This is a genomic window from Aquibacillus kalidii, from assembly GCF_014280935.1.
Classification (GTDB): domain Bacteria; phylum Bacillota; class Bacilli; order Bacillales; family Amphibacillaceae; genus Aquibacillus_D; species Aquibacillus_D kalidii.
The window spans coordinates 53662-75137 of the sequence record NZ_JACLZI010000024.1 but is presented as its reverse complement, the minus strand read 5'-3'; the positions used below and the strand labels follow the sequence as shown (position 1 = coordinate 75137).

Below are 21476 nucleotides of genomic sequence, written 5' to 3'. Positions count from 1 at the left end.
GACCCCACAGGGAGCGTTCTTTGCGACCGAGGAGGCTGAGGCGTTGCCCACGGAAAGCAACTGCCCGGAGCGGAAATCAACGTCTCAACTTACTGCAGATTCTATACAAAATCTGCAATAGCACAGTGGTTCGAAAGGGACCTTTTGTAAATGGTTTGTATGACAAACTAAAAAACGGAACTCGCCATAAGGTGAGTTCCGTTTTATTTAGAGGCTCTCTATTTATTCTGATTCCGTACTCATGTTAACCCCCAGTACGCCTCCTATTAATGCAACAATTAAGAATCCTCCATGGTAAATCATTTGAGTTGTGGAAAATCCAGTGCTATACCCCAAGTATTGGTATAGTAAAACGATGATAGTAAAGCCAATACCTGTACAGGCTCCTAATATCCAGCCCTTCTCTTTTCCTTTAAGTCCAGATATTAGTCCTCCTGAAAACAAAGCAATTAGACTAACAACTAATGTTGTCCAATTTAATGTTGAAGAACCTAAAGAAGTAAAACGTAAAAGTAATGATAATATTAAACTTGCAAAAAACATAATGACAAAAATAGCGACCCAACCGTATGCTAGTGCAATAAGACGTGATTTAGCCACATCATTCCCCCCTGTTTGTCCATTTGTGATTATTTTATTCACAACTTTTTTAAATAGACTAAAATATTTTATATTCTCTTGAATACATTTATAAAGAAGTAAGTTCTATGAGGAGAGGTATGTAATAAACTACTCTAGTATATCGGATTGGTGGACAAGTACATTCTTACTTGTGGGAAGGGGCTATTCTTATGTCAACTACAATAGCTATAATAGTTTTTGTTGTGAGTTATATATTTATAATGTCGGAAAAAATAAATCGTGCACTTGTTGCCCTTTCTGGCGGAGTTTTACTGTTATTAACGGGCATATATCAGTGGGAGGATGCTTTTACCAATTACATTGATTGGAACACAGTTACACTGTTATTTTCTATGATGGTCCTCGTTTCCATAACGAAAAAGACTGGGTTATTTGAATACATTGCAATAAGCTTTGCGCAAAAGGTCAAAGGAAAACCAATTCCTTTGCTAATTGGTTCTGCAATTTTAACAGCAATTGGTTCAGCACTATTGGACAATGTGACAACTGTTTTGCTATTTGTCCCTCTTATTTTAACCTTAACTAAATTGTTACAACTACCTTCTTTTCCTTATTTACTTACTATTATATTCAGCGCGAATATAGGGGGGACTGCAACTCTTATCGGTGATCCACCAAATATTATGATCGGCCAAGCTGTAGAGCATCTTACCTTTTTATCTTTTTTACTTAATTTAGCACCGCTTGCAATCATTATATTTATTGTTATGTTAACGTCGGTTGTGTTTTTATTTCGTAAACAACTAAAAATGACCAATCATAATTTTGTCGAGAAACTTATGCAGATGGATGGACAACAATACTTGAAAAAAACTCCGATGTTATATCAATCTGTATCTGTTCTGTTACTCACTATCTTAGGATTTTTATTACACCCTATTCTGCATATTGAATTGACAACAGTAGCTGTATGTGGTGCTTTATTGTTATTACTAATGACAGACAAAGAAGCAGATACAGAGAAGGTTTTTGAACAAGTGGAATGGATTACGTTATTTTTTTTCGTAGGATTGTTTATGTTAGTTGGTGGACTAGAAGAAGTTGGAGTTATCGATGAGTTAGCAAGAGGAATTATGTGGATGACAGAAGGAGATTTACCATTTACCTCTCTTCTTATATTGTGGACTTCAGGTATCTTTTCAGGAATTGTAGATAATATTCCGTTTGTTGCTGCTATGATCCCTGTTACTCAAGAATTCCAACAGTATGGTATGGCTAATCTTGACCCATTATGGTGGTCCTTAGCATTGGGTGCTTGTTTAGGTGGAAATGGTACATTGATTGGTGCCTCAGCCAATGTGGTAGTAGCAGGTTTGGCTGAGGCAGAAAATCAACGAATTTCCTTTGTTAAATTTTTGCTATACGGTATTCCATTAGTTATCATTTCCCTAATTATCTCTACCATATATGTGTACATTAGATACTTATTACCATTCCAACAAACCTTATAAGGAAGAAGGCATAAGTTCATTTCCCATGGGAACACTATTATGTGTTACTTATAAATTCAGGGGAGTGAGCTTTTTTTGGAATGGTTAGAGTATGGAAAAATTATATTCCGAACATTTTTGACATATGGAATTATTGTGATTATTTTTCGTTTAATGGGTAAGCGTGAAATTGGTGAGTTAAGTTTATTGGATATTGTTGTCTTCATCATGATTGCAGAAATGGCAGTGTTTGCAATAGAGGATCCATCAGAAAGTATGATCCACGCCTTAATCCCAATGCTTATTTTATTATTCATTCAGAGAAGTACAGCATGGCTTTCTTTGAAAAATCAACGATTCAGAGGCTGGTTTGAAGGGAAGCCATCTGTATTAATTTCTAGAGGGAAGATCGATGAGAAAGAAATGAGGAAAAACCGCTATAATTTTAATGATTTGCTACAGCAGTTGAGGGAAGCGGGAACCAAAAGCATTCAGGATGTTGAATTTGCTATTTTAGAGTCTTCTGGTAAATTGTCAGTTTTTGAAAAGGATAAAAAAAGTGGATCACCACAACCAATATCACCAAATGGTTATGTACTCCCATTGATTATTGACGGCAAAATTCAAAAAGATGCCTTACAAAACATAAATGAGAGTGAAGATTGGTTGTTGGATAAACTGCATGAACAGGGTTATACAGATTTTAAACAAATATCTTTTTGTTCGATGGATAGTGATCACAATTGGTTTATAGATTTAAACGACGAAAGAGACTAGGGTATCCTAGTCTCTTTATTTTTAGGTTTTGTATGCTCTAGCTCTATACCATTATACAAATCGTTTAATGAACGGGATTTGCTCTAATTCCGCTTTTGTTATAAATCTTAAAATAAATAAGAGTACAATATAAATAATTGTTAAACAAATTAATAAGAAAAGAAATAAGAATAAATTAGATTCGTAGCCGACAAAGAAGTTTTTTAAGAATTTACCTGCATACCATGTACTGGCTAATAGAGCTACCATTTTTAAGATGTCCGTATTTGGCATTCTAAAAGATATTACTTTGACAAGAGTTGAAAAGTGCAGCAAAGTCCCTAGTAGGCAACCTACAGACATAGCTAAAGCAGCACCCATAATTCCGAATTGTTCGTTTGTTGCAAGGACAATTAATAAAATAAATTTTACGACAGTACTAATGATACTATTCCACATTGCTGGTTTTGCATGATCCAATGCTTGTAGAGCAGCATTGAGAGGGAATTGAATATAAAGAAATAAGAAAAAAGGTGCCATTACGACTAAGAATCGACTTGCATTGCTAGTGTCATACATGTAGGACAAAATTGGTACTGAAAATAAAGATAATATAATGGTTGCAATCGCTCCTGATGCAAAGGAAATTCTGATCGCTTGGTGAATTCGGTAGTGAATTAATTTCTTATTATTTTTAGCGTCTGCTTCACTAATGTTTGGAACCAAAGCAACAGCTAACGAATGCGTAATGAAAGTAGGTAAAAACAAAAGCGGTAGGGCATAACCAGTTAGTTCACCATATTGCTTTGTAGCCATAGCTGTTTGTACCCCTGCAATCGCTAAACTTTGGGCAACAAGAATCGGCTCAAGAAAGTTCGAAATAGATCCTACTAGCTTACTTCCTGTTCCAGGTAAAGCTATTGTCATTAACTGTTTGAACGTATCTTTACCAGTTCGTAGATATTGAAACATTTTGCTTCTTACCTTTATACGTTTCTTCAGTTTGAACATGCGCATCATAAACAGTAGGGAAATAAATTCACCAATAATAACTGAGATCATTGCACCAGCAGCTGCAAAACCGACTCCATAAGGTAAAAATAATTTAACGAGAAAAGCTACACATGTAATGCGGACAACCTGTTCTATAACCTGTGCATAGCTCTGTGGTTTCATATTCTGTCTACCTTGAAAGTAACCTCTGAGCACAGAGGAAATGGCACTAATAGGGACCATAGGCGTAATAGCTAGTAAAGGATAAAGTGTCCTCTCATCAGTTAATAAAGTATTCGCTACTACTGGTGCAAATAAAATCATGCCAATCATGAAGAAAATACTTAATGTACCTGTGATCGTTAAAGATATGATTAAAATTTGTTTAATCTTCCGCTTATCGCCATATGCTTCAGCCTCTGCAACCCGTTTAGATATAGCGATAGGTAGTCCAATTTGAGATAAAGTATAAATTAAAAATAGGGTAGGAAGAGCCATATTATATAGACCTATACCTTCTTCTCCCATTAATCTCGCCACAACAATACGATTAATAAATCCTAGAAATCTGGTTATCATTCCTGCTAGAATGAGAATTAACGTTCCTTGTAAAAATGTTTGTTTGGTCACTTTGACCGACCTGCCTTCTCAAAAATTTAAAATTCATATACAATGATGTATATGCGAATAATGTGGGCAAGCATGACAAGCTATCGTAAAAATATTTGTTGGGGGCAGGAAGATGACAATTGTTAAACCTGTTAGTGAGTGGAAGGCAATGCTTTCTATAGTAATAGAAAGTAAAGTGGAAGAGTTTAAATTATTGGGATATTCACGAACAACGCCAGATGACGTTTGGAATTGCTTGAATGATAAAGTATGGAATAACGATGATCCAGAAAAGCGATTACATGAGGTGGTTCAAGATATATTTCATTTAAGTGCGAATAAATATATGAGTTATTTAACTGTACAAACGTATAATGATGACAATTTACTCGCCTCGATAGCAGCACTTACACAAGGACGGGAGTAATAATTTACCTATCCTTAATTGACATATGGGAACTATAGTTTCATAATTACTTAGTGTTATAAATAATTAATATGAAAGTACTCGATCCATGCAAGTAGCTAATTGACACATAATATGAAAGTTTGTGATTTTTTATCCTATTTGTTTTAATTTGCTAATACATACCGTTATAGTGGATGGAGTTAAGGAGGCAATTCACCATGGTAAAACGAGGTAGAATCGTAGCTTTTTTTCTAATCGTATTATTATTTGCAGGAACGATTGGAACAACGATTACCGGAATAACAAAGGATATTAAATTAGGCTTAGATCTACAAGGTGGTTTTGAAATACTTTATGATGTAAAGCCTTTGGACAAAGATGCTGAAGTAACAATGAAGCAATTAGAATCAACCGTAACTATCTTACAAGACCGTGTCGATGCGTTAGGTGTCAATGAACCTAAATTTAATATTGAAGAGCCTAACCGAATTCGTGTCCAGTTGGCTGGGGTTGAAGACCAGGACGAAGCACGAGAGTTGCTACAAACAACAGCTGATTTATCACTTAGGGATGTAAACGATAAGGAATATTTGAACGGTTCTGATATTAAAGAGGGTAGTGCAAAACAAGACTTTGACCCACAAACAAATGAACCAATTGTCACAGTTGAATTCAAAAAGGCTTCTAAGTTTGGCGATGCTACTCGTGAAATTTTAGAAAGTGACATTGCCAATCGTTTGGTTATTTGGATGGACTTTGAAGAAGGAGATTCCTTTGAAGCGGAATCAGCTAAGGCTGATCCGAAATATGTTTCGGCACCAGGATTTGATCAAGTATTAAATACTTCTAGAATTCAAATAGAAGGTAATTTTACGATAGAGTCTGCACAAAAACTTGCGGATGTTCTAAATGCTGGATCGTTACCAGTTAATTTAGAGGAAGAGTACTCTAACGCAGTTGGGGCACAGTTTGGATTACAAGCAATGGATAAGACAATTTTTGCAGGGATACTAGGTGTTGCACTCATTTTCTTGTTCATGATCGGTTATTATCGACTTCCAGGTATAATTGCTACGATCACATTAAGTATTTATATCTACTTAATTTTACTTATATTTGAGTTAATGAATGGTGTCCTAACCTTACCGGGAATTGCCGCCATTATCCTAGGGGTTGGTATGGCAGTTGATGCCAATATTATTACCTATGAACGAATCAAGGAAGAACTAAAAGAAGGAAAATCGGTAGTCGCTGCATTTAAATCTGGAAGCAGTAACTCCTTATCTACTATTTTTGATGCGAATATCACAACCTTAATAGCTGCTAGTGTATTATTTGCATTTGGGACTAGTTCTGTTAAAGGTTTTGCAACACTTTTAATTGTTAGTATTGTACTAAGTTTTGTTACAGCTGTTTTTGGTTCTAGGATATTCCTTGGTCTTTGGATAAACAGTAAAGTCTTAAACAAACGACCGGGTTGGTTTGGTGTTAAGCAATCTGATATTAAAGATATTGCCAATAAAGAAGAAGTAGAACCAACTGTATTTGGAAAACAGTTTGATTTCGTTGGTAACCGTAAAAAGTTCTTTACAATATCGATAGTGCTTGTCTTAGCGGGTGTAATCTGTCTTGGGGTATTTCGTTTAAATCTAGGAATAGACTTTACAAGTGGTTCTAGAGTGGAAGTACTAGCTGAAAACGCGCTTACTCAAGAAGAAGTTGAAAATGATTACGAGGAATTAGGACTGAATCCGGATGGTAAAATTGTCATCTCTGGTGATGAAAGTGAAATTGCTGTTGCAAGGTTTGATAAGGAACTAGATCAAGGTACTGTTACTAAAATAAGAACGTATTTCAGTGATAAGTATGGTAGTGATCCTAATGTAAGTACAGTCTCGTCAGTTGTTGGTGAGGAGTTAGCTAAGAATGCATTTTTAGCTGTACTATATGCATCGATAGGTATCATTATTTATGTGACTATCCGCTTTGAAATATATTTTGCACTAGCTGCCATTCTGGCGTTATTACATGATGCATTTTTTATTATCGCTATATTTAGTATCACAAGAGTTGAATTTGACATAACGATTATTGCAGCAATCTTAACGATTGTCGGATATTCGATTAATGATACAATTGTTACTTTTGATAGGATACGGGAAAATTTAAAAGCGAAGAAACGAGTGCGCTCCTTTAGTGAGTTAGCTTCTATCATTAATAGAAGTTTAATGCAAACTTTAGGTAGAAGTATCAACACCGTATTAACCGTGGTGTTTGCTGCTGTTATGCTGTTGTTCTTTGGAGCAACTTCTATTACTAATTTCGCATTTGCACTAGTGATTGGTTTAATTGCCGGTACGTACTCTTCTCTATTCATTGCAGCACAGATATGGCTTGTATGGAGAGGGCGAAATATTAAAGAAAAACCAATTATGTACGTAGAGAAAAAACGTAACGATAGTCCACAGGTCTAATAAAAAAATCCCTTTTCTTTGGAAAGGGATTTTTTTATGGCTATTGTTTCTTCTAAGGTACCCGAACAAATGCTTATTAAAAGCCATAGAAAAAGGCTGTGTAAAGGGCAGCTAACATCGCGAAATTAGAAGAAGAATAAGAATTCGCTTTGTAAAGGGCAGCTAACGTCGCGAAATTAGAAGAACAATAAAAATTCGCTTTGTTAAAGGGCAGCTAACGTCGCGAAATTAGAAGAACAATAAAAATTCGCTTTGTTAAAGGGCAGCTAACATCGCGAAATTAGAAGAAGAATAAGAATTCGCTTTGTTAGAGGGCAGCTAACGTCGCGAAATTAGCGGAACAATAAGAATTCGCTTCGTTATATTGCCTATCCAATTTCTTACTGGCGAGTCTATGGATATTCTGTACGAGGTAAAATCGGTGCGGTAAAGTTTGGTTATAAATGAAGTTTCCTCAGTGAAGTGATAGGGAATTGATATACTAACATAGATAAATGGGACACTGATGTATGCTGTTTGCTTTTATAGCAGACAATACATATGAATAAAGGAGGATACACATGAAGGGCCAATCTTATATCATATTAGCACTTGTATTTGCAGTTATTGTAGCAATATTTGCTGTGATCAATGTTGATCCAGTTGAAGTGAATTATTTATTTGGAACAGGAAATGCTCCATTAATCCTGGTAATCTTATTCTCGGTTTTAATGGGTGGGGTTATTACAGCAGCAGTAGGAGTTCTAAGGTTATTTAAACTGCAGCGACAAGTTCGGAATTTACAACAAGAAAATCAAAAATTACAAGAAAATGTATCAGTAAATATTGATGCTGAAGAGGCAACAGAACAAGACAATATAGTGACAAAAAAAATTGGGCAATCTTCCAATGAATAACAATAGCGATAATCTGTTTGCTACCCCTGATTTACTCCTGTATAATAAGTGAGTCAGGGGTGAATTTATGTTAAAGAGCCAATCGAATTGGGAATTTACATATAATGACAATTCAAACGAAACAAATGGATTGAAACAATTAAATATCTCTCCACTCACTGAGAAGCTACTAATTCAGCGTGGAATTCAATCAGTGGAACAAGCCAAGTCCTTTCTTGATCCAAAGCTAGATGACTTATTAGCTCCCTCTTTATTGAGTGACATAGATAAATCGAAGGCAAGAGTATTGGATGCCATTGAAAAAGGTGAGAGCATCCTAGTGTTTGGAGATTATGATGCAGATGGTGTTAGTTCTACAACTGTAATGGTTGAAGCACTAAGAGAATTAGGTGCGATTTGTGAATACTATATACCTAATCGGTTTACTGAAGGGTATGGACCAAATGAGAAAGCTTTTCGGGATGCACAAGCTCAAGGGTATCAAGTAATCATAACCGTTGATACAGGTATAGCAGCAATTCATGAAGCGGAAGTTGCTAAAGAACTCGGAATTGATCTGATTATTACAGACCACCACGAAGCGCAAGATCAGTTACCTGATGCATTTGCTATTATTCATCCGAAATGTTCTGAAAACTACCCATTTAAAGAACTCGCAGGAGTTGGCGTAGCTTTTAAATTTGCAGAACATTTGTTGGGCTATTTCCCAGTTCATTTATTGGACTTAGTCGTTATTGGAACAATTGCTGATTTAGTGCCGCTTGTAGAGGAAAATAGAGTACTAGCCCACCATGGATTAAAGGCAATCACTACCTCTAACCGTCCAGGGATAAAGTCATTGAAAAAGCTGTGTAAGATTGAAGGAGCAGTGACTGAGGAAGATATTGGCTTTTTAATTGGTCCACGAATAAACGCAGTGGGAAGATTACAAGATGCTAATGTCGCGGTAGATTTAATGTTGACAGACGATCCTCATGAAGCGGAAGAGCTTGCGAACTTTATTAGTGAACTAAATCAAGAAAGACAAAAGATAGTTTCTGATATTGCTAAAGAAGCAGAATTAATGGTGGAGACTAGCGACAGTGAACACAACCAAGTACTTGTGGTAGCTAAAGCCGGTTGGAACGAAGGGGTATTAGGAATAGTAGCTTCTAAACTTGTACGAAAATTCCAAAAACCAGCTATTGTGTTATCTATAAATGAAGAAAAGGGACATGCTAAAGGCTCTGCTAGAAGCATCGATGCCTTTGATTTGTTTTCAAACTGTATGGAGATACGCGAGACGTTTACCCATTTTGGTGGACACGCTCAAGCAGCTGGAATGACACTTCCGCTAGAGAATGTGAACGTGTTAAGAGAGCAACTAAACCTTCGTGCACAGCAAAAGTTGTCTTCAGAAGATTATAAACAATTATTGAAAGTTGACGCTTCTGTAAACATAGAAGAGTTAAGTTTAGATTTAATTAAAGAAATCGATAAACTTTCACCTTTTGGAATGGGAAATCCCAAACCTTATTTTCATCTCAAAGCAACACCTTCTGAGTTAAGGCAAATTGGTAGTCAACAAAACCATTTGAAAATAACCTTTCAAGAAGGACAAGCCCAAATTGATAGTGTAGGTTTTGGGATGGGAGAATTATATCCAGTTATCTCGCCACATTCGTTGGTGGAGGCGGTGGGTGAACTGCAGTTAAATGAGTGGAATGGTAAAAAACGTGTGCAAATTTTACTTCGTGATTTAGCGGTGAAGGAATGGCAACTATTTGATCATCGGGGTTCCAAACATTGGCAAAAGCAAGTAATTCCTAGTTTAAGAACAACTAGTTTGGCCATTAGTTTTCAAAATATGGATATTTCCTTACCTGAGGATGTTTGGCACATTCAATTTAATCCGCAGGAACTGAAGTGGTTAGAACAGGTGACGGTAACGGATTTAGTACTGTTGGATTTACCAAGGACGTTAAAGGACTTAGAGACAGTATATGCTGCTACTAAACCGGAAAGAATATTTGCTTGTTATCATGTTGATGATAGTCAATTTTTTAATGCAATGCCAACTAGAGAGGACTTCAAATGGTTCTATGCTCTCTTGTTGAAACGGAAATATTTTAACTTATCTGTTGATACACCAAAATTAATGAAACACAAAGGTTGGAAACAAGATAAAATTAAATTCATGATTAAGGTGTTTCATGAGTTAGAATTTGTTAAAATGGACAAGGGTAATATTGTGCCGAATACTGACCCTATCAAAAAAGATTTATCCGAATCTTTGTCGTACCAAGAAAAAGAGCAACAGTCACAAATAGAAGAAACGTTATATTACTCTAACTATAAAGAATTACAAGAGTGGTTCTCTCTATTAATGAACAAAGGTGTAGCACCTAAGGAGGAAGTAAGTATTGGATTATAAAAAGTATATTACAGTAGTTGAGGATTGGCCAAAAGAGGGAGTGAAATTTAAAGATATAACTACCTTGATGGATAACGGAACAGCTTATAAATCCGCAGTCGATGAAATCGTAGAATATGCCAAAAAGCTAGAAATAGATTTAGTAGTTGGGCCAGAGGCAAGAGGGTTTATTGTCGGATGTCCTGTTTCTTATGCATTAGAAGTTGGATTCGCCCCTGTTAGAAAAGAAGGTAAACTACCTCGTGAAGTAATTAAAGTAGATTATGGTTTAGAATATGGCACCAATGTGCTAACTATTCATAAGGATGCAATAAAGCCTGGGCAACGAGTATTAATTACAGATGATTTACTTGCAACAGGGGGAACGATTGAAGCTACTATAAAATTAGTGGAAGAACTAGGCGGCATAGTAGTAGGTTGTGCATTTTTAATTGAATTAACTTACTTAAATGGTCGTGACAAATTAAAAGGTCATGATGTCTTAACTTTGATGGAATACTAAAATAAATGATTGAATAAGGAGTACTCTGTTTACAATAAAATAGGGTACTCCTTGTTTCCTATATATACTTATATTTTTTAGTTTTGTTTATTAAAAGAAAATCCACTTAATAATTATTTATACTTTACATTTGCTATTATTTTTTTGATACTAGAAGAAAGCATTTATTTATAAGTATTTTAATGTAAATAATATAAAAATAGATAAACTGATCATTTCTAAATGAGCAGAGTAAAAGGGACAAAGGTGATCACATGTCGAAAGATATAATTTTGACAGCAGAAGATGTTATAAATCAGGCTTCCCAGTATTTATCAAAAGAGGATACTGAATTTATTAGTCGAGCTTATCATTATGCTGAAGAAGCGCATAAAGGTCAATTCCGAAAATCAGGAGAGCCTTACATCATACACCCGATACAAGTTGCGGGTATACTAGTTCATTTAGAATTAGATCCTGAGACTATTGCTGGTGGTTTCTTACACGATGTTGTAGAAGACACGGCAGTAACTGTAGAAGAAATTGCTACAAAATTTAATAGTGAAGTTGCCATGCTAGTTGATGGGGTAACAAAGCTTGGTAAAATTAAATATAAATCAAAAGAAGCACAACAAGCTGAAAATCATAGAAAAATGTTTATAGCCATGGCAAAAGATATTCGCGTGATTTTAATTAAACTTGCTGATCGCCTTCATAATATGCGGACGCTCAAACATTTACCGCCAGAAAAACAACGTAGAATTTCAAATGAAACCTTGGAAATCTTTTCACCACTAGCACATCGTCTTGGTATTTCAACGATTAAGTGGGAGTTGGAGGATACAGCACTTCGTTATCTTAATCCTCAGCAGTACTATCGAATTGTCCATCTAATGAAACAAAAGCGAAACGAAAGAGAAAACTACATCGATGAAGTGATGCAAGAGGTACAAAATCAGTTAGAAGAAGTTCATATTAAGGCTGATTTTTCTGGAAGACCAAAACACTTATATAGTATTTATCGTAAGATGGTACTTCAAAATAAACAGTTTAATGAAATCTATGATTTATTAGCTGTTAGAATTATTGTTAATAGCATTAAGGACTGCTATGCAGTGTTAGGCATCATTCATACTTGTTGGAAGCCAATGCCAGGAAGATTTAAGGATTATATAGCCATGCCAAAACCGAACCTTTACCAATCTTTACACACCACGGTTATTGGGCCAAAAGGGGCACCTCTAGAGGTTCAAATTAGAACGAAAGAGATGCATGAGATAGCTGAATTTGGGATTGCTGCTCACTGGGCTTATAAGGAAGGGAAACAGATTAATCCTCATAAAAAGAACTCTGAAGAAAATTTATCGTGGTTCCGTGACATTCTTGAGTGGCAGAATGAAACACATGATGCTGAAGAATTTATGGAATCACTAAAGGTAGATTTATTTTCAGACATGGTGTATGTGTTTACACCTAAAGGGGATGTAATTGAGTTACCTGCTGGTTCTGTTCCATTAGACTTTGCTTATAAAATTCATACAGAGATAGGGAATCAAACAATTGGTTCCAAAATAAATGGCAAAATGGAGCCATTAGACTATCAATTGAAAAATGGTGACATCGTAGAAGTGATGACATCTAAACATTCTTATGGACCTTCACAAGATTGGTTGAAGATTACCCAAACATCTCAAGCTAAAAATAAGATCAAGCAATTCTTTAAGAAACAAAGACGAGATGAGAATGTAATGAAAGGCAAGGAAATGGTAGAAAAAGAAGTAAAAGAAACAGGCTACGACCCTAAATTAGTGTTTACACCAGACAATATTAAAAAAGTGGTGGAGAAATTCAGCTTTGCTAACGACGAGGATATGTATGCAGCTGTTGGTTATCAGGGAATTACCGCTGCACAAATAGCAACTAGGTTAACGGAATCCATTCGGATAAAGCAACAAAAGGATCAAAATCTACAAGAGACGATTGAAGGCGTAAAAAGTAATACTTTAAAACCTGCAACTAGTCATAAACGAGATTCTGGGGTACGTGTAGAAGGTGTAGACAACCTTTTAGTTAGATTATCCAAATGCTGTAATCCTGTTCCGGGGGATGGAATTGTCGGTTATATTACAAAGGGGAGAGGTGTTTCGGTTCACCGTTTAGATTGTCCAAACATTCAAACAGATGAAGCAAAGGACCGAATTTTACAAGTTGAATGGGAAAACACTGATACTCAGACAAAGCATTATCATGTTGATCTAGAGATATCTGGATACGATAGACGTGGACTCTTGAATGATGTTTTACAAGCAGTAAACGAAACAAAGACAAATATTATTGCTGTTAGTGGTAAATCTGATCGGAATAAAATGGCTCTTATTCATATCACGATCCTTATTCATAATGTAAATCACCTGAAAAAAATGGTGGATCGTTTAAAGCAAATTAAAGATGTTTATACAGTTGAAAGAATGCTACAGTAAAGTATGGTGAACGATTAGAATTCTTTCTTGTAAGGAGAGCAAATAATGAAAGTTGTTTTACAACGAGCAAGAAATGCAAGTGTCAGTGTAGATGGTGAAATAGTGGGGAAAATTAGTAACGGTCTAGTTACCCTAGTTGGGATAACCCACCAGGATACAGAAGAGGATGTGAAGTATCTTGTTAATAAGCTGATTCATTTAAGAGTTTTTGAAGATGAACAAGAAAAGATGAACCTTTCTTTAAAGGACGTTGGTGGTAGTGTGTTATCCATTTCCCAATTCACACTATATGGGGATACTAGAAAAGGTAGAAGGCCAAATTTTATGAATGCGGCTAAACCCGATCATGCATTTAAATTATATCAAGCGTTTAATGAGTTAATACAAGAGGAAGAGATTGAGGTTCAGACAGGTAAATTTGGTGAAATGATGGACGTTCAGCTTACGAATGTCGGACCTGTAACGTTAATTCTTGATAGTCAAGATAGATAAGATTTAAAAAGTGTCGAGTATATTACATGCTCGACACTTTTTGTTGTTAACGAAAATAATGTTCTATCCCAGATATAATTCCTTGGGCCAATTTGCTTTGAAACACATTAGATTGTATATTTTCTTCTTGCTCAGGATTTGAAAGGAATCCTAATTCTAATAATAAGGATGGTCGATGATTCATTCTGGTTACTTGATAACTTTCTTGGTGAATTCCTCGATCCTCCATACTAGTTGAAACTAGTATTTCTTGTTGGATTGTTTCAGCTAGTAGCTTGTCTCTTTCAGAATAATAGTAAGTACTCACACCACTAGCTGTTGGATATTGTGGTGTACTGTTGTAATGAATACTTATAAACAAGTCTGCCATTTTGTTGTTTGCTACACTTGCTCGTCCACTTAGCGATAAATATTGATCACTATCCCTAGTTAAAATGACTTCTGCACCCAACAACTCTAAATAACTTTTTAATACTAAAGCAGTTTTTAACGTATGATCCTTCTCAAAACTACCACTAATTCCAATAGCTCCAACATCTCTACCGCCATGTCCAGGATCAATAACGATAACTTTGCTTTTAACCCCATTATTGTCGTGTCTTAAATCTAAGGTTAAATCATTCTGAAGAGCTTCTTGATTGGTTGCTCCACTTGAATCATTTTTAACTGGTTCTTCGTCCTTTATGGTATTCAATTGATCCTCTTCCTCTTTAGCTTCCTCCAATGTAACAAATTGTTTAGCGATCCATCCAGTTGTACTATTATCAAGTTCAATTTCCACCCAATCACCTTGCACCCTTAATACTTGGAAGTAGTCTTCTTGATTCACTTGTGAAATAGTATCAAATTCGGTTCCTGGACCATTTCTAACATTTAAATTATTTACGTTGATTATAGCCTCGCTTGCATAAACAATTGTTGTTATGGACAAAATTACAATAGTTATACCTAAAAATAAAAAGGTAAAGAGACTTTTATTCAATATTCCATTCCCCTTTAGCCAACCTAATTTTGATCATAATCTTATAGTAATAAGAAAAGAGTAGGAAAGTCAAAACAAAAAAGAGGTGGACATAAATGAGATTAAATCAAAAACTAGCAGGCTCACACGCTATACATCAACTGTATGGTACTAACTTTCATCGTTTTGTCGAAATGGAAGGTTCCCATAATAGCATGGAAATTGCAGAAGAATTAGGTGTAACCCTTGGTGATGTGAAAAAATTAAAAGAAAAGCTAAATCGTGCTTGACAAGTTTCTTGACAATCTTTATTATTATAAACAATTCTGAATTTAATTATGTCGAAACCATGTCTAAATGGTTCGATTGATAAACTAGTATAACTGATGATGGAACAAGTAATCAGAGGGACACAAGTAGAGAGAGGGAATTCCAAAGGCTGAGAGAATTCCTACTAGATGATCTGATGAAAGACATTCCGAAGGTTTTGTATCGAAAAAACAAAGTAGGTACAAACGTAGACAGGCGTTAACTGTTTGAGTGGAAGTTGCAATTTGACTTCAACTAGGGTGGCAACACGGGTATAACTCTCGTCCCTTCTTTTGGGATGAGAGTTTATTTTTATGGGCAAATTTATTATATAAGTATTTTAACCATACATATCTATCTATAATTTAAGGGGGTTAATAACCATGAATATTAAATTACCTAGAGGTACACAAGACTTACTACCAGGAGTAACAGAGAACTGGCAGTATGTGGAAGGAAAGCTGAAAGACTTAAGTAATCGCTACAATTATAAGGAAATACGCACCCCGATTTTCGAGCATACAGAGTTATTTCAGCGTGGTGTTGGTGATACAACGGATATAGTACAGAAGGAAATGTACACATTCCAAGATCGCGGTGATAGAAGTTTAACACTTCGCCCAGAAGGAACGGCATCTGTTGTCAGAGCATTTGTAGAACATAAATTATTCGGCCTACCAAATCAACCAACTAAACTGTTCTACTTTGGACCAATGTTTCGTTATGAAAGACCTCAACAAGGTAGAATGCGTCAATTCGTCCAATTTGGAGTGGAAGCTTTGGGTAGCGCAGATCCTGCAGTAGATGCAGAAGTGATAGCTCTTGCCATGAGTGGCTACCAAGAACTTGGATTACGTTCTTTAAAGTTAGTGATAAATAGCTTAGGTGATAGCGAAAGTAGGATGGAGCACCGCAATGCACTCATTAATCACTTCACTCCTGTAAAGGAAGAACTTTGTGGTGATTGTCAATCAAGGCTTGAGAAAAATCCAATGCGTATCCTAGATTGTAAAAAAGATCGAGAGCACCCGGCTATGTCTACAGCGCCTTCTATTCTAGAATATTTAAATGATGAGTCGCGAGAGTATTTTCAAAAAGTACAAAAGCACCTAGATAACATGGGTATTTCCTATGTTGTTGATCAGAATCTTGTTCGTGGACTTGATTATTATAATCATACAGCTTTTGAAATTATGAGTGATGCAGAAGGTTTTGGTGCTATTACAACTCTATCTGGAGGCGGAAGGTATAACGGTTTAGTGGAAAGTTTAGGAGGGCCAGAAACACCAGGGATTGGCTTTGCTATGAGTATAGAGCGATTATTAATGGCATTAGAGGCTGAAAAGATTACTCTACCTACTGATGAAAGTGTAGATTGCTATTTTGTATCGTTAGGAGACAAGGCAAAAGACGAAGCCGTTAGATTAACATATGAACTACGAAAAGCAGGAATTCAAGTAGATAAAGACTATCAAGACAAAAAATTCAAGGCACAATTTAAGGCAGCAGACCGGTTAAATGCCAAGTTTGTGATGGTTCTAGGCGAAGATGAACTAGATAAAAATATTGTAAGTGTTAAAGATATGGAAACTGGAGAACAAACTGAAGTATCAATCAGTGACTTTATTACCTATATGAAGAATAAATTACGAAAGGGGAATGACCATGTATAAAGATAGAAAGTTGGCAGGGACGATTGGCACTGAAAATGTAGAACAGATGATCCATTTAAAAGGATGGGTGCAGAAAAGACGAGACTTAGGTGGATTAATTTTTATTGATTTAAGAGATAGGTCAGGTGTAGTTCAAATAGTATTTAACCCAGAAGTTTCAAAAGAGGCACTTTCCATCGCTGAAAAAGTAAGAAGTGAATATGTATTGGAAGTAACAGGTAAGGTAGTCAATCGAGACCCGTCTACTATTAATCCAAAAATGAAGACAGGTGAAGTAGAAATTGTAGTAGATAAAGTTTCTATTTTAAATGAAGCAAAAAATCCACCATTTCAAATACAAGATGAACTTGATGTTTCAGAAGATCTACGTTTAAAATATCGTTACTTGGATTTAAGACGTGAACCAATGCAACAAACCTTTAAACTACGACATCAAGCTTCACAGGTTATTAGAAACTTTCTGAACGAAGAACAATATTTAGAAATGGAAACACCGATGCTAACGAAAAGTACACCAGAAGGCGCTAGGGATTATCTAGTACCTAGCCGGGTACATCCAGGTCATTTCTATGCTTTGCCTCAATCACCACAATTATTTAAGCAATTATTAATGGTATCAGGGTTTGAGCGATACTTTCAATTTGCTAGATGTTTTAGGGATGAAGATCTTCGCGCAGATAGACAGCCTGAATTTACCCAAATCGATATTGAAACATCTTTCATGACTAGTGATGACATTATGTCTATGACGGAGCGCATGATGGAAAAAGTGATGAAAGAAGTCAAGGGTGTTGACGTAACGCTTCCATTCAAGCGCATGCCATATGACGAAGCAATGGAGCGGTTTGGATCTGATAAACCAGATACTAGATTTGATCTCGAATTAACTTGTGTGTCCGAGATTGTAAAAGAATCTGGTTTCAAGGTGTTTAGCGGGGCTGTAACATCTGGTGGAAAAGTAAGTGCATTAAATGTTAAAGGTCAGGCTGGTAACTATTCACGTAAGGATATTGACGCTCTTACAGATTTTGTCAAGATTTATGGTGCTAAAGGCTTGGCGTGGTTAAAAGCTGAAAGTGGCGAATTGAAAGGACCAATTTCTAAGTTTTTATCAGACCAAGAGGTTTCTGACTTACGTAATGTTCTTCAAATAGATGATGGGGATTTGTTGTTATTCGTCGCAGACAAAACAAGTGTTGTCTATGACAGCTTAGGTGCACTACGGTTAAAATTAGGTAAAGAGTTGCAACTAATTGACGAAAGTAAATTTAATTTCCTATGGATTACAGAGTGGCCATTATTTGAATATGATGAAGAAGCAGGAAGATATTTTGCCGCTCACCATCCATTCACAATGCCAGCTGAGGCAGACTTTGATAAGCTAAAATCAAATCCAGGTGAAGTAAAAGCACAAGCGTATGATCTTGTGTTAAACGGATACGAACTTGGTGGCGGATCACTGCGTATTTATCAACGTGACATGCAAAATAAGATGTTTGAGGTATTGGGATTCACGGAAGAGGAAGCAACAGAGCAATTCGGGTTCTTACTAGAAGCACTTGAGTTTGGTGCACCTCCACATGGTGGTATAGCTTTGGGATTTGATCGATTTATTATGCTATTAGCAGGCAGGACTAATTTGCGCGATACCATTCTGTTCCCTAAAACAGCATCTGCATCTGATCCACTTACAGAAGCACCGGGAAGTGTTAGTACAAACCAATTAGATGAATTGAATCTAGCTTTAAAGAAAAAAGAATAAATGTAAATAAAATGTAAAATTGTAAAACAATCGTCATTTTAGATTCCTTGAAATGAGTAGCGCGATATGCTATTATTTTCTTACAAAGTAATTAAGTATCTAGTGATCAATCCTGATGTGTTCGTCGTCTTATTGACGTTTTGACCGAACATCAATAAATACGGGAGCTTCTTGTTTCTATATGGCATACATGCCTCCTTTATGACGGAGAGAGGAAGTATAAAATATGGAACTGAGCACCCACCTGCCAAGAGCGGGATCAAAACTCATCACACCGACGGCACGATTGGGATTGATTACTTACATAATGTACTTATTTAAGAAAATTAATTAAAAAGCTATCAGGGAAAATACCTGATAGCTTTTTTGAATAATAGATTATTTGCTAGGTTCCATATAAAAAGCATGAACAAATTAGATATTCATGCTTTTTGACGACGTATTATTAACTTTCCAGAAAAGGTTGTTATCTAGCAACTTGCTCTAAATTACCGTTTTTCTCCATTCTGAATGCGGGCGTTGGTACTGTCTCATCGTCATCAAAAACAACCATTTTTCTAGCTCTATCCATGATTTGAATTAATACCTGATAATCTTCCTGTACGGTGTGTAATTGCTTTTCTAACTGACCTATTTTCTTCTCCATCAATTGGTTTTCTTGTTTAAGCTCTTCGTTTTCTCTTTGTAATCGTTCCATACCACTTTTCGAAAGAGTGGAATTATTTACATCTTTCTTAATATCTCTAAGGTAATCTATTATATTATCGATATTCATTTCGTTACTTTCAAAATCTGAACTAGGTAAGGTGCTGAAATCTAGTTCAGAGCGTTTTGGTAAGGGTTCTGCATCCAATTCTATTTCCTGACTTGGAATGGAAAATTGTTCTGTTTCCGTATGAGTAGCAGGAATAACCTCTTGTCTAGTTGTAGACTGTTGCTGCCTTGCTAATGCACGTTTTTTCTCTTTTCTTTGTCTTTTTGCAATAGAAACAGCTTGTTCGTAACGTTGCCTAACTTCAGCATTCCAACGAAATCCGCAAGCAGCAGACGTTCTGTTTAATTTGTCACCAACCTCTTCAAATGCATTTAACTGGGTACTGCCTTCTCTAATATGACGTAATACAGTCTCCGCTAATAGTAAATCATCTTCATGAGACCATGCGTCTTGTCTTACTTTTACCACTAACATTCACTCCTTCTAATAGATAACTGTTTATGATTACTGATTCATAGAACTAGTTTGGTAATGTTGTTTTCTAGTTTTACCTAAAAGATAGGAGTTTATACGCTATATTCATAAACTTATGATTTTTTCTCCATTCTATCGTAAACCTGTTTTAATGATCTCTCAAACTTCCCTGTGTCTTTTGGTTGATAGTATTTTTTATTTTTAATTTTATCTGGTAAATACTGTTGTTCAACCCAACCATTCTCGTAATTGTGTGGATATTTGTAACCTACACCACGACCAAGCGAGTTAGCACCCTTGTAATGAGCGTCTTTAAGGTGAGCAGGTATGTCTCCGGAGTTACTATGACGAATATCATACAAGGCCTCATCTAAAGCTTTGTATGCTGTGTTTGATTTTGGTGATAGACATAGTTCTACGATTGAAACTGCTAATGGAATTCTTGCTTCTGGAAAACCAAGCCGTTCAGCAGCTTCAACAGCAGCTAATGCCCGAGGCCCTGCTTGTGGATTAGCTAGCCCGATATCCTCATAAGCGATGACGATCATTCTACGAGATATGCTATCAAGATCCCCAGCTTCTATTAATCTGCCTAAATAGTGCAGGGCGGCGTTGACATCACTACCCCTAATAGACTTTTGAAAGGCTGACAACACATCATAATGTGCATCCCCATTTTTATCATGAGAAAAGCTCTTCTTCTGCATACATGCTTCTGCAACTTCCAAGTCAATGAAGACTGTGTTATCTTTTTCAGGAGTCGAGAAGGCTGCTAATTCCAATCCATTTAATGCTGCCCGTAAATCACCGTTGGCAGAATTGGCAAAATGTTCAAGCGCATCTTCTGTAATCTCAATATTCATATTTGCTAATCCATTGACAGAATCATTTACCGCCCTGTTTATCGCTTCTATTATGTGTTCTGGTTCCAATTTATATAATTCAAATAAGTGTGTTCGACTTCGTATGGCAGGATTGATAGAGTGATATGGATTACTTGTCGTACAGCCAATTAAAGTCAGCAAGTTACTTTCAACATGTGGTAATAAAAAATCTTGTTTAGCTTTATCTAGACGGTGAACCTCATCTAAAATTAGAACAAGATGTCCCGACATTTTAGCTTCTTCTACAGCTATTTCCATATCTTTTTTCTTATCAACTACCGCATTTAATAATTTAAAGCGTAAATTTAAGCTTTTGGCTAATGCCATTGCCATAGATGTTTTTCCAGTTCCTGGAGGACCAAATAAAATCATAGAAGCAAGACGATTAGCTTCAATCATTCTACGTATCATTTTCCCTTGATCTACTAGGTGCTTTTGACCAATAATTTCATTGATACTATTAGGTCGCATCCTAAACGCTAGTGGTTTATTATTCATCGGACTTATTCTCCTTTAGTAACTAATTCTAATAGCTTGACAATAAGAGTTAATTTTTTTAAAATTATTCTTTGTTTTATCACAAGACTTATGAAGTTTTACAGCGAACATAATTTCGTATTTTT

General features: G+C 35.9%; 17 protein-coding genes, 1 other RNA gene and 1 other annotated feature. Of the genes, 13 read left to right on the top strand and 5 right to left on the bottom strand.

All coding sequences use genetic code 11. From position 1 onward, the window contains the following. Positions 1-222: 222 nt before the first annotated feature. Complete coding sequence (locus H7K77_RS04465) at positions 223-600, bottom strand: TIGR04086 family membrane protein (RefSeq protein WP_186576516.1); 378 nt, start codon at positions 598-600, stop codon at positions 223-225. Between the two features lie 191 nt (positions 601-791). Here H7K77_RS04465 and H7K77_RS04460 point away from each other — a divergent pair, with 191 nt between their 5' ends. Both H7K77_RS04460 and H7K77_RS04455 read left to right on the top strand, forming a co-directional pair. Then, on the top strand, positions 792-2093 hold the full coding sequence (locus H7K77_RS04460) for an ArsB/NhaD family transporter (RefSeq protein WP_186576515.1): 1302 nt from the start codon (positions 792-794) through the stop codon (positions 2091-2093). A gap of 75 nt (positions 2094-2168) precedes the next feature. Then, entirely contained in the window at positions 2169-2849 is a 681-nt protein-coding gene (locus H7K77_RS04455) for a DUF421 domain-containing protein (protein WP_235988829.1), read from the top strand. 51 nt (positions 2850-2900) lie between these two features. Here H7K77_RS04455 and spoVB read toward each other — a convergent pair whose 3' ends face one another. Continuing rightward, positions 2901-4451, bottom strand: a complete 1551-nt coding sequence (spoVB, locus tag H7K77_RS04450) for a stage V sporulation protein B (protein ID WP_186576514.1) — start codon at positions 4449-4451, stop codon at positions 2901-2903. 112 nt (positions 4452-4563) lie between these two features. Between spoVB and H7K77_RS04445 the strand changes: the two genes are divergently transcribed. From H7K77_RS04445 to dtd, 7 genes are all read left to right on the top strand, one after another. Beyond that, the gene (locus tag H7K77_RS04445; protein ID WP_186576513.1) at positions 4564-4857 is read left to right on the top strand and encodes a post-transcriptional regulator; all 294 of its coding nucleotides are present in this window, start codon (positions 4564-4566) and stop codon (positions 4855-4857) included. 200 nt (positions 4858-5057) lie between these two features. Next, the gene (secDF, locus tag H7K77_RS04440; protein ID WP_186576512.1) at positions 5058-7313 is read left to right on the top strand and encodes a protein translocase subunit SecDF; all 2256 of its coding nucleotides are present in this window, start codon (positions 5058-5060) and stop codon (positions 7311-7313) included. Between the two features lie 560 nt (positions 7314-7873). Next, positions 7874-8209 (top strand): LapA family protein, encoded by a 336-nt coding sequence (locus tag H7K77_RS04435; protein ID WP_186576511.1) that lies wholly within the window; start codon positions 7874-7876, stop codon positions 8207-8209. 67 nt (positions 8210-8276) lie between these two features. Next, positions 8277-10622, top strand: coding sequence for a single-stranded-DNA-specific exonuclease RecJ (gene recJ, locus H7K77_RS04430; RefSeq protein WP_186576510.1), 2346 nt, complete (start codon positions 8277-8279; stop codon positions 10620-10622). Continuing rightward, positions 10612-11124: an adenine phosphoribosyltransferase gene (locus H7K77_RS04425; RefSeq protein ID WP_186576509.1), complete on the top strand. Its 513-nt coding sequence runs from the start codon at positions 10612-10614 to the stop codon at positions 11122-11124. Before recJ ends, H7K77_RS04425 begins: the two co-directional genes overlap by 11 nt. A gap of 254 nt (positions 11125-11378) precedes the next feature. Then, entirely contained in the window at positions 11379-13583 is a 2205-nt protein-coding gene (locus tag H7K77_RS04420) for a RelA/SpoT family protein (protein WP_186576508.1), read from the top strand. 45 nt (positions 13584-13628) lie between these two features. Continuing rightward, positions 13629-14075 carry a D-aminoacyl-tRNA deacylase gene (gene dtd / locus H7K77_RS04415; RefSeq protein ID WP_186576507.1) on the top strand — a complete coding sequence of 149 codons (447 nt, stop codon included), beginning with the start codon at positions 13629-13631 and terminating at the stop codon, positions 14073-14075. A gap of 46 nt (positions 14076-14121) precedes the next feature. Here the strand turns inward: dtd and H7K77_RS04410 are convergent, their stop codons facing one another. After that, entirely contained in the window at positions 14122-15057 is a 936-nt protein-coding gene (locus tag H7K77_RS04410) for an N-acetylmuramoyl-L-alanine amidase (protein ID WP_222599211.1), read from the bottom strand. Positions 15058-15152: 95 nt separating this feature from the next. Between H7K77_RS04410 and H7K77_RS04405 the strand changes: the two genes are divergently transcribed. From H7K77_RS04405 to ssrS, 4 genes are all read left to right on the top strand, one after another. Beyond that, a complete protein-coding gene (locus H7K77_RS04405; RefSeq protein ID WP_186576506.1) occupies positions 15153-15326 on the top strand; it encodes a hypothetical protein in 174 nt (57 codons plus the stop codon). A gap of 87 nt (positions 15327-15413) precedes the next feature. Next, positions 15414-15637, top strand: a binding site (T-box leader). Positions 15638-15728: 91 nt separating this feature from the next. Continuing rightward, on the top strand, positions 15729-17018 hold the full coding sequence (hisS, locus tag H7K77_RS04400) for a histidine--tRNA ligase (protein ID WP_186576505.1): 1290 nt from the start codon (positions 15729-15731) through the stop codon (positions 17016-17018). Next, positions 17011-18780, top strand: coding sequence for an aspartate--tRNA ligase (gene aspS, locus H7K77_RS04395; protein WP_186576504.1), 1770 nt, complete (start codon positions 17011-17013; stop codon positions 18778-18780). Before hisS ends, aspS begins: the two co-directional genes overlap by 8 nt. A 106-nt stretch (positions 18781-18886) precedes the next feature. Continuing rightward, positions 18887-19077, top strand: a non-coding RNA gene (gene ssrS, locus H7K77_RS04390) — 6S RNA. Between the two features lie 169 nt (positions 19078-19246). Here ssrS and H7K77_RS04385 read toward each other — a convergent pair. Continuing rightward, a complete protein-coding gene (locus H7K77_RS04385; RefSeq protein WP_186576503.1) occupies positions 19247-19963 on the bottom strand; it encodes an RsfA family transcriptional regulator in 717 nt (238 codons plus the stop codon). Between the two features lie 119 nt (positions 19964-20082). Then, positions 20083-21351: a replication-associated recombination protein A gene (locus H7K77_RS04380; protein ID WP_186576502.1), complete on the bottom strand. Its 1269-nt coding sequence runs from the start codon at positions 21349-21351 to the stop codon at positions 20083-20085. Positions 21352-21476: the final 125 nt, after the last annotated feature.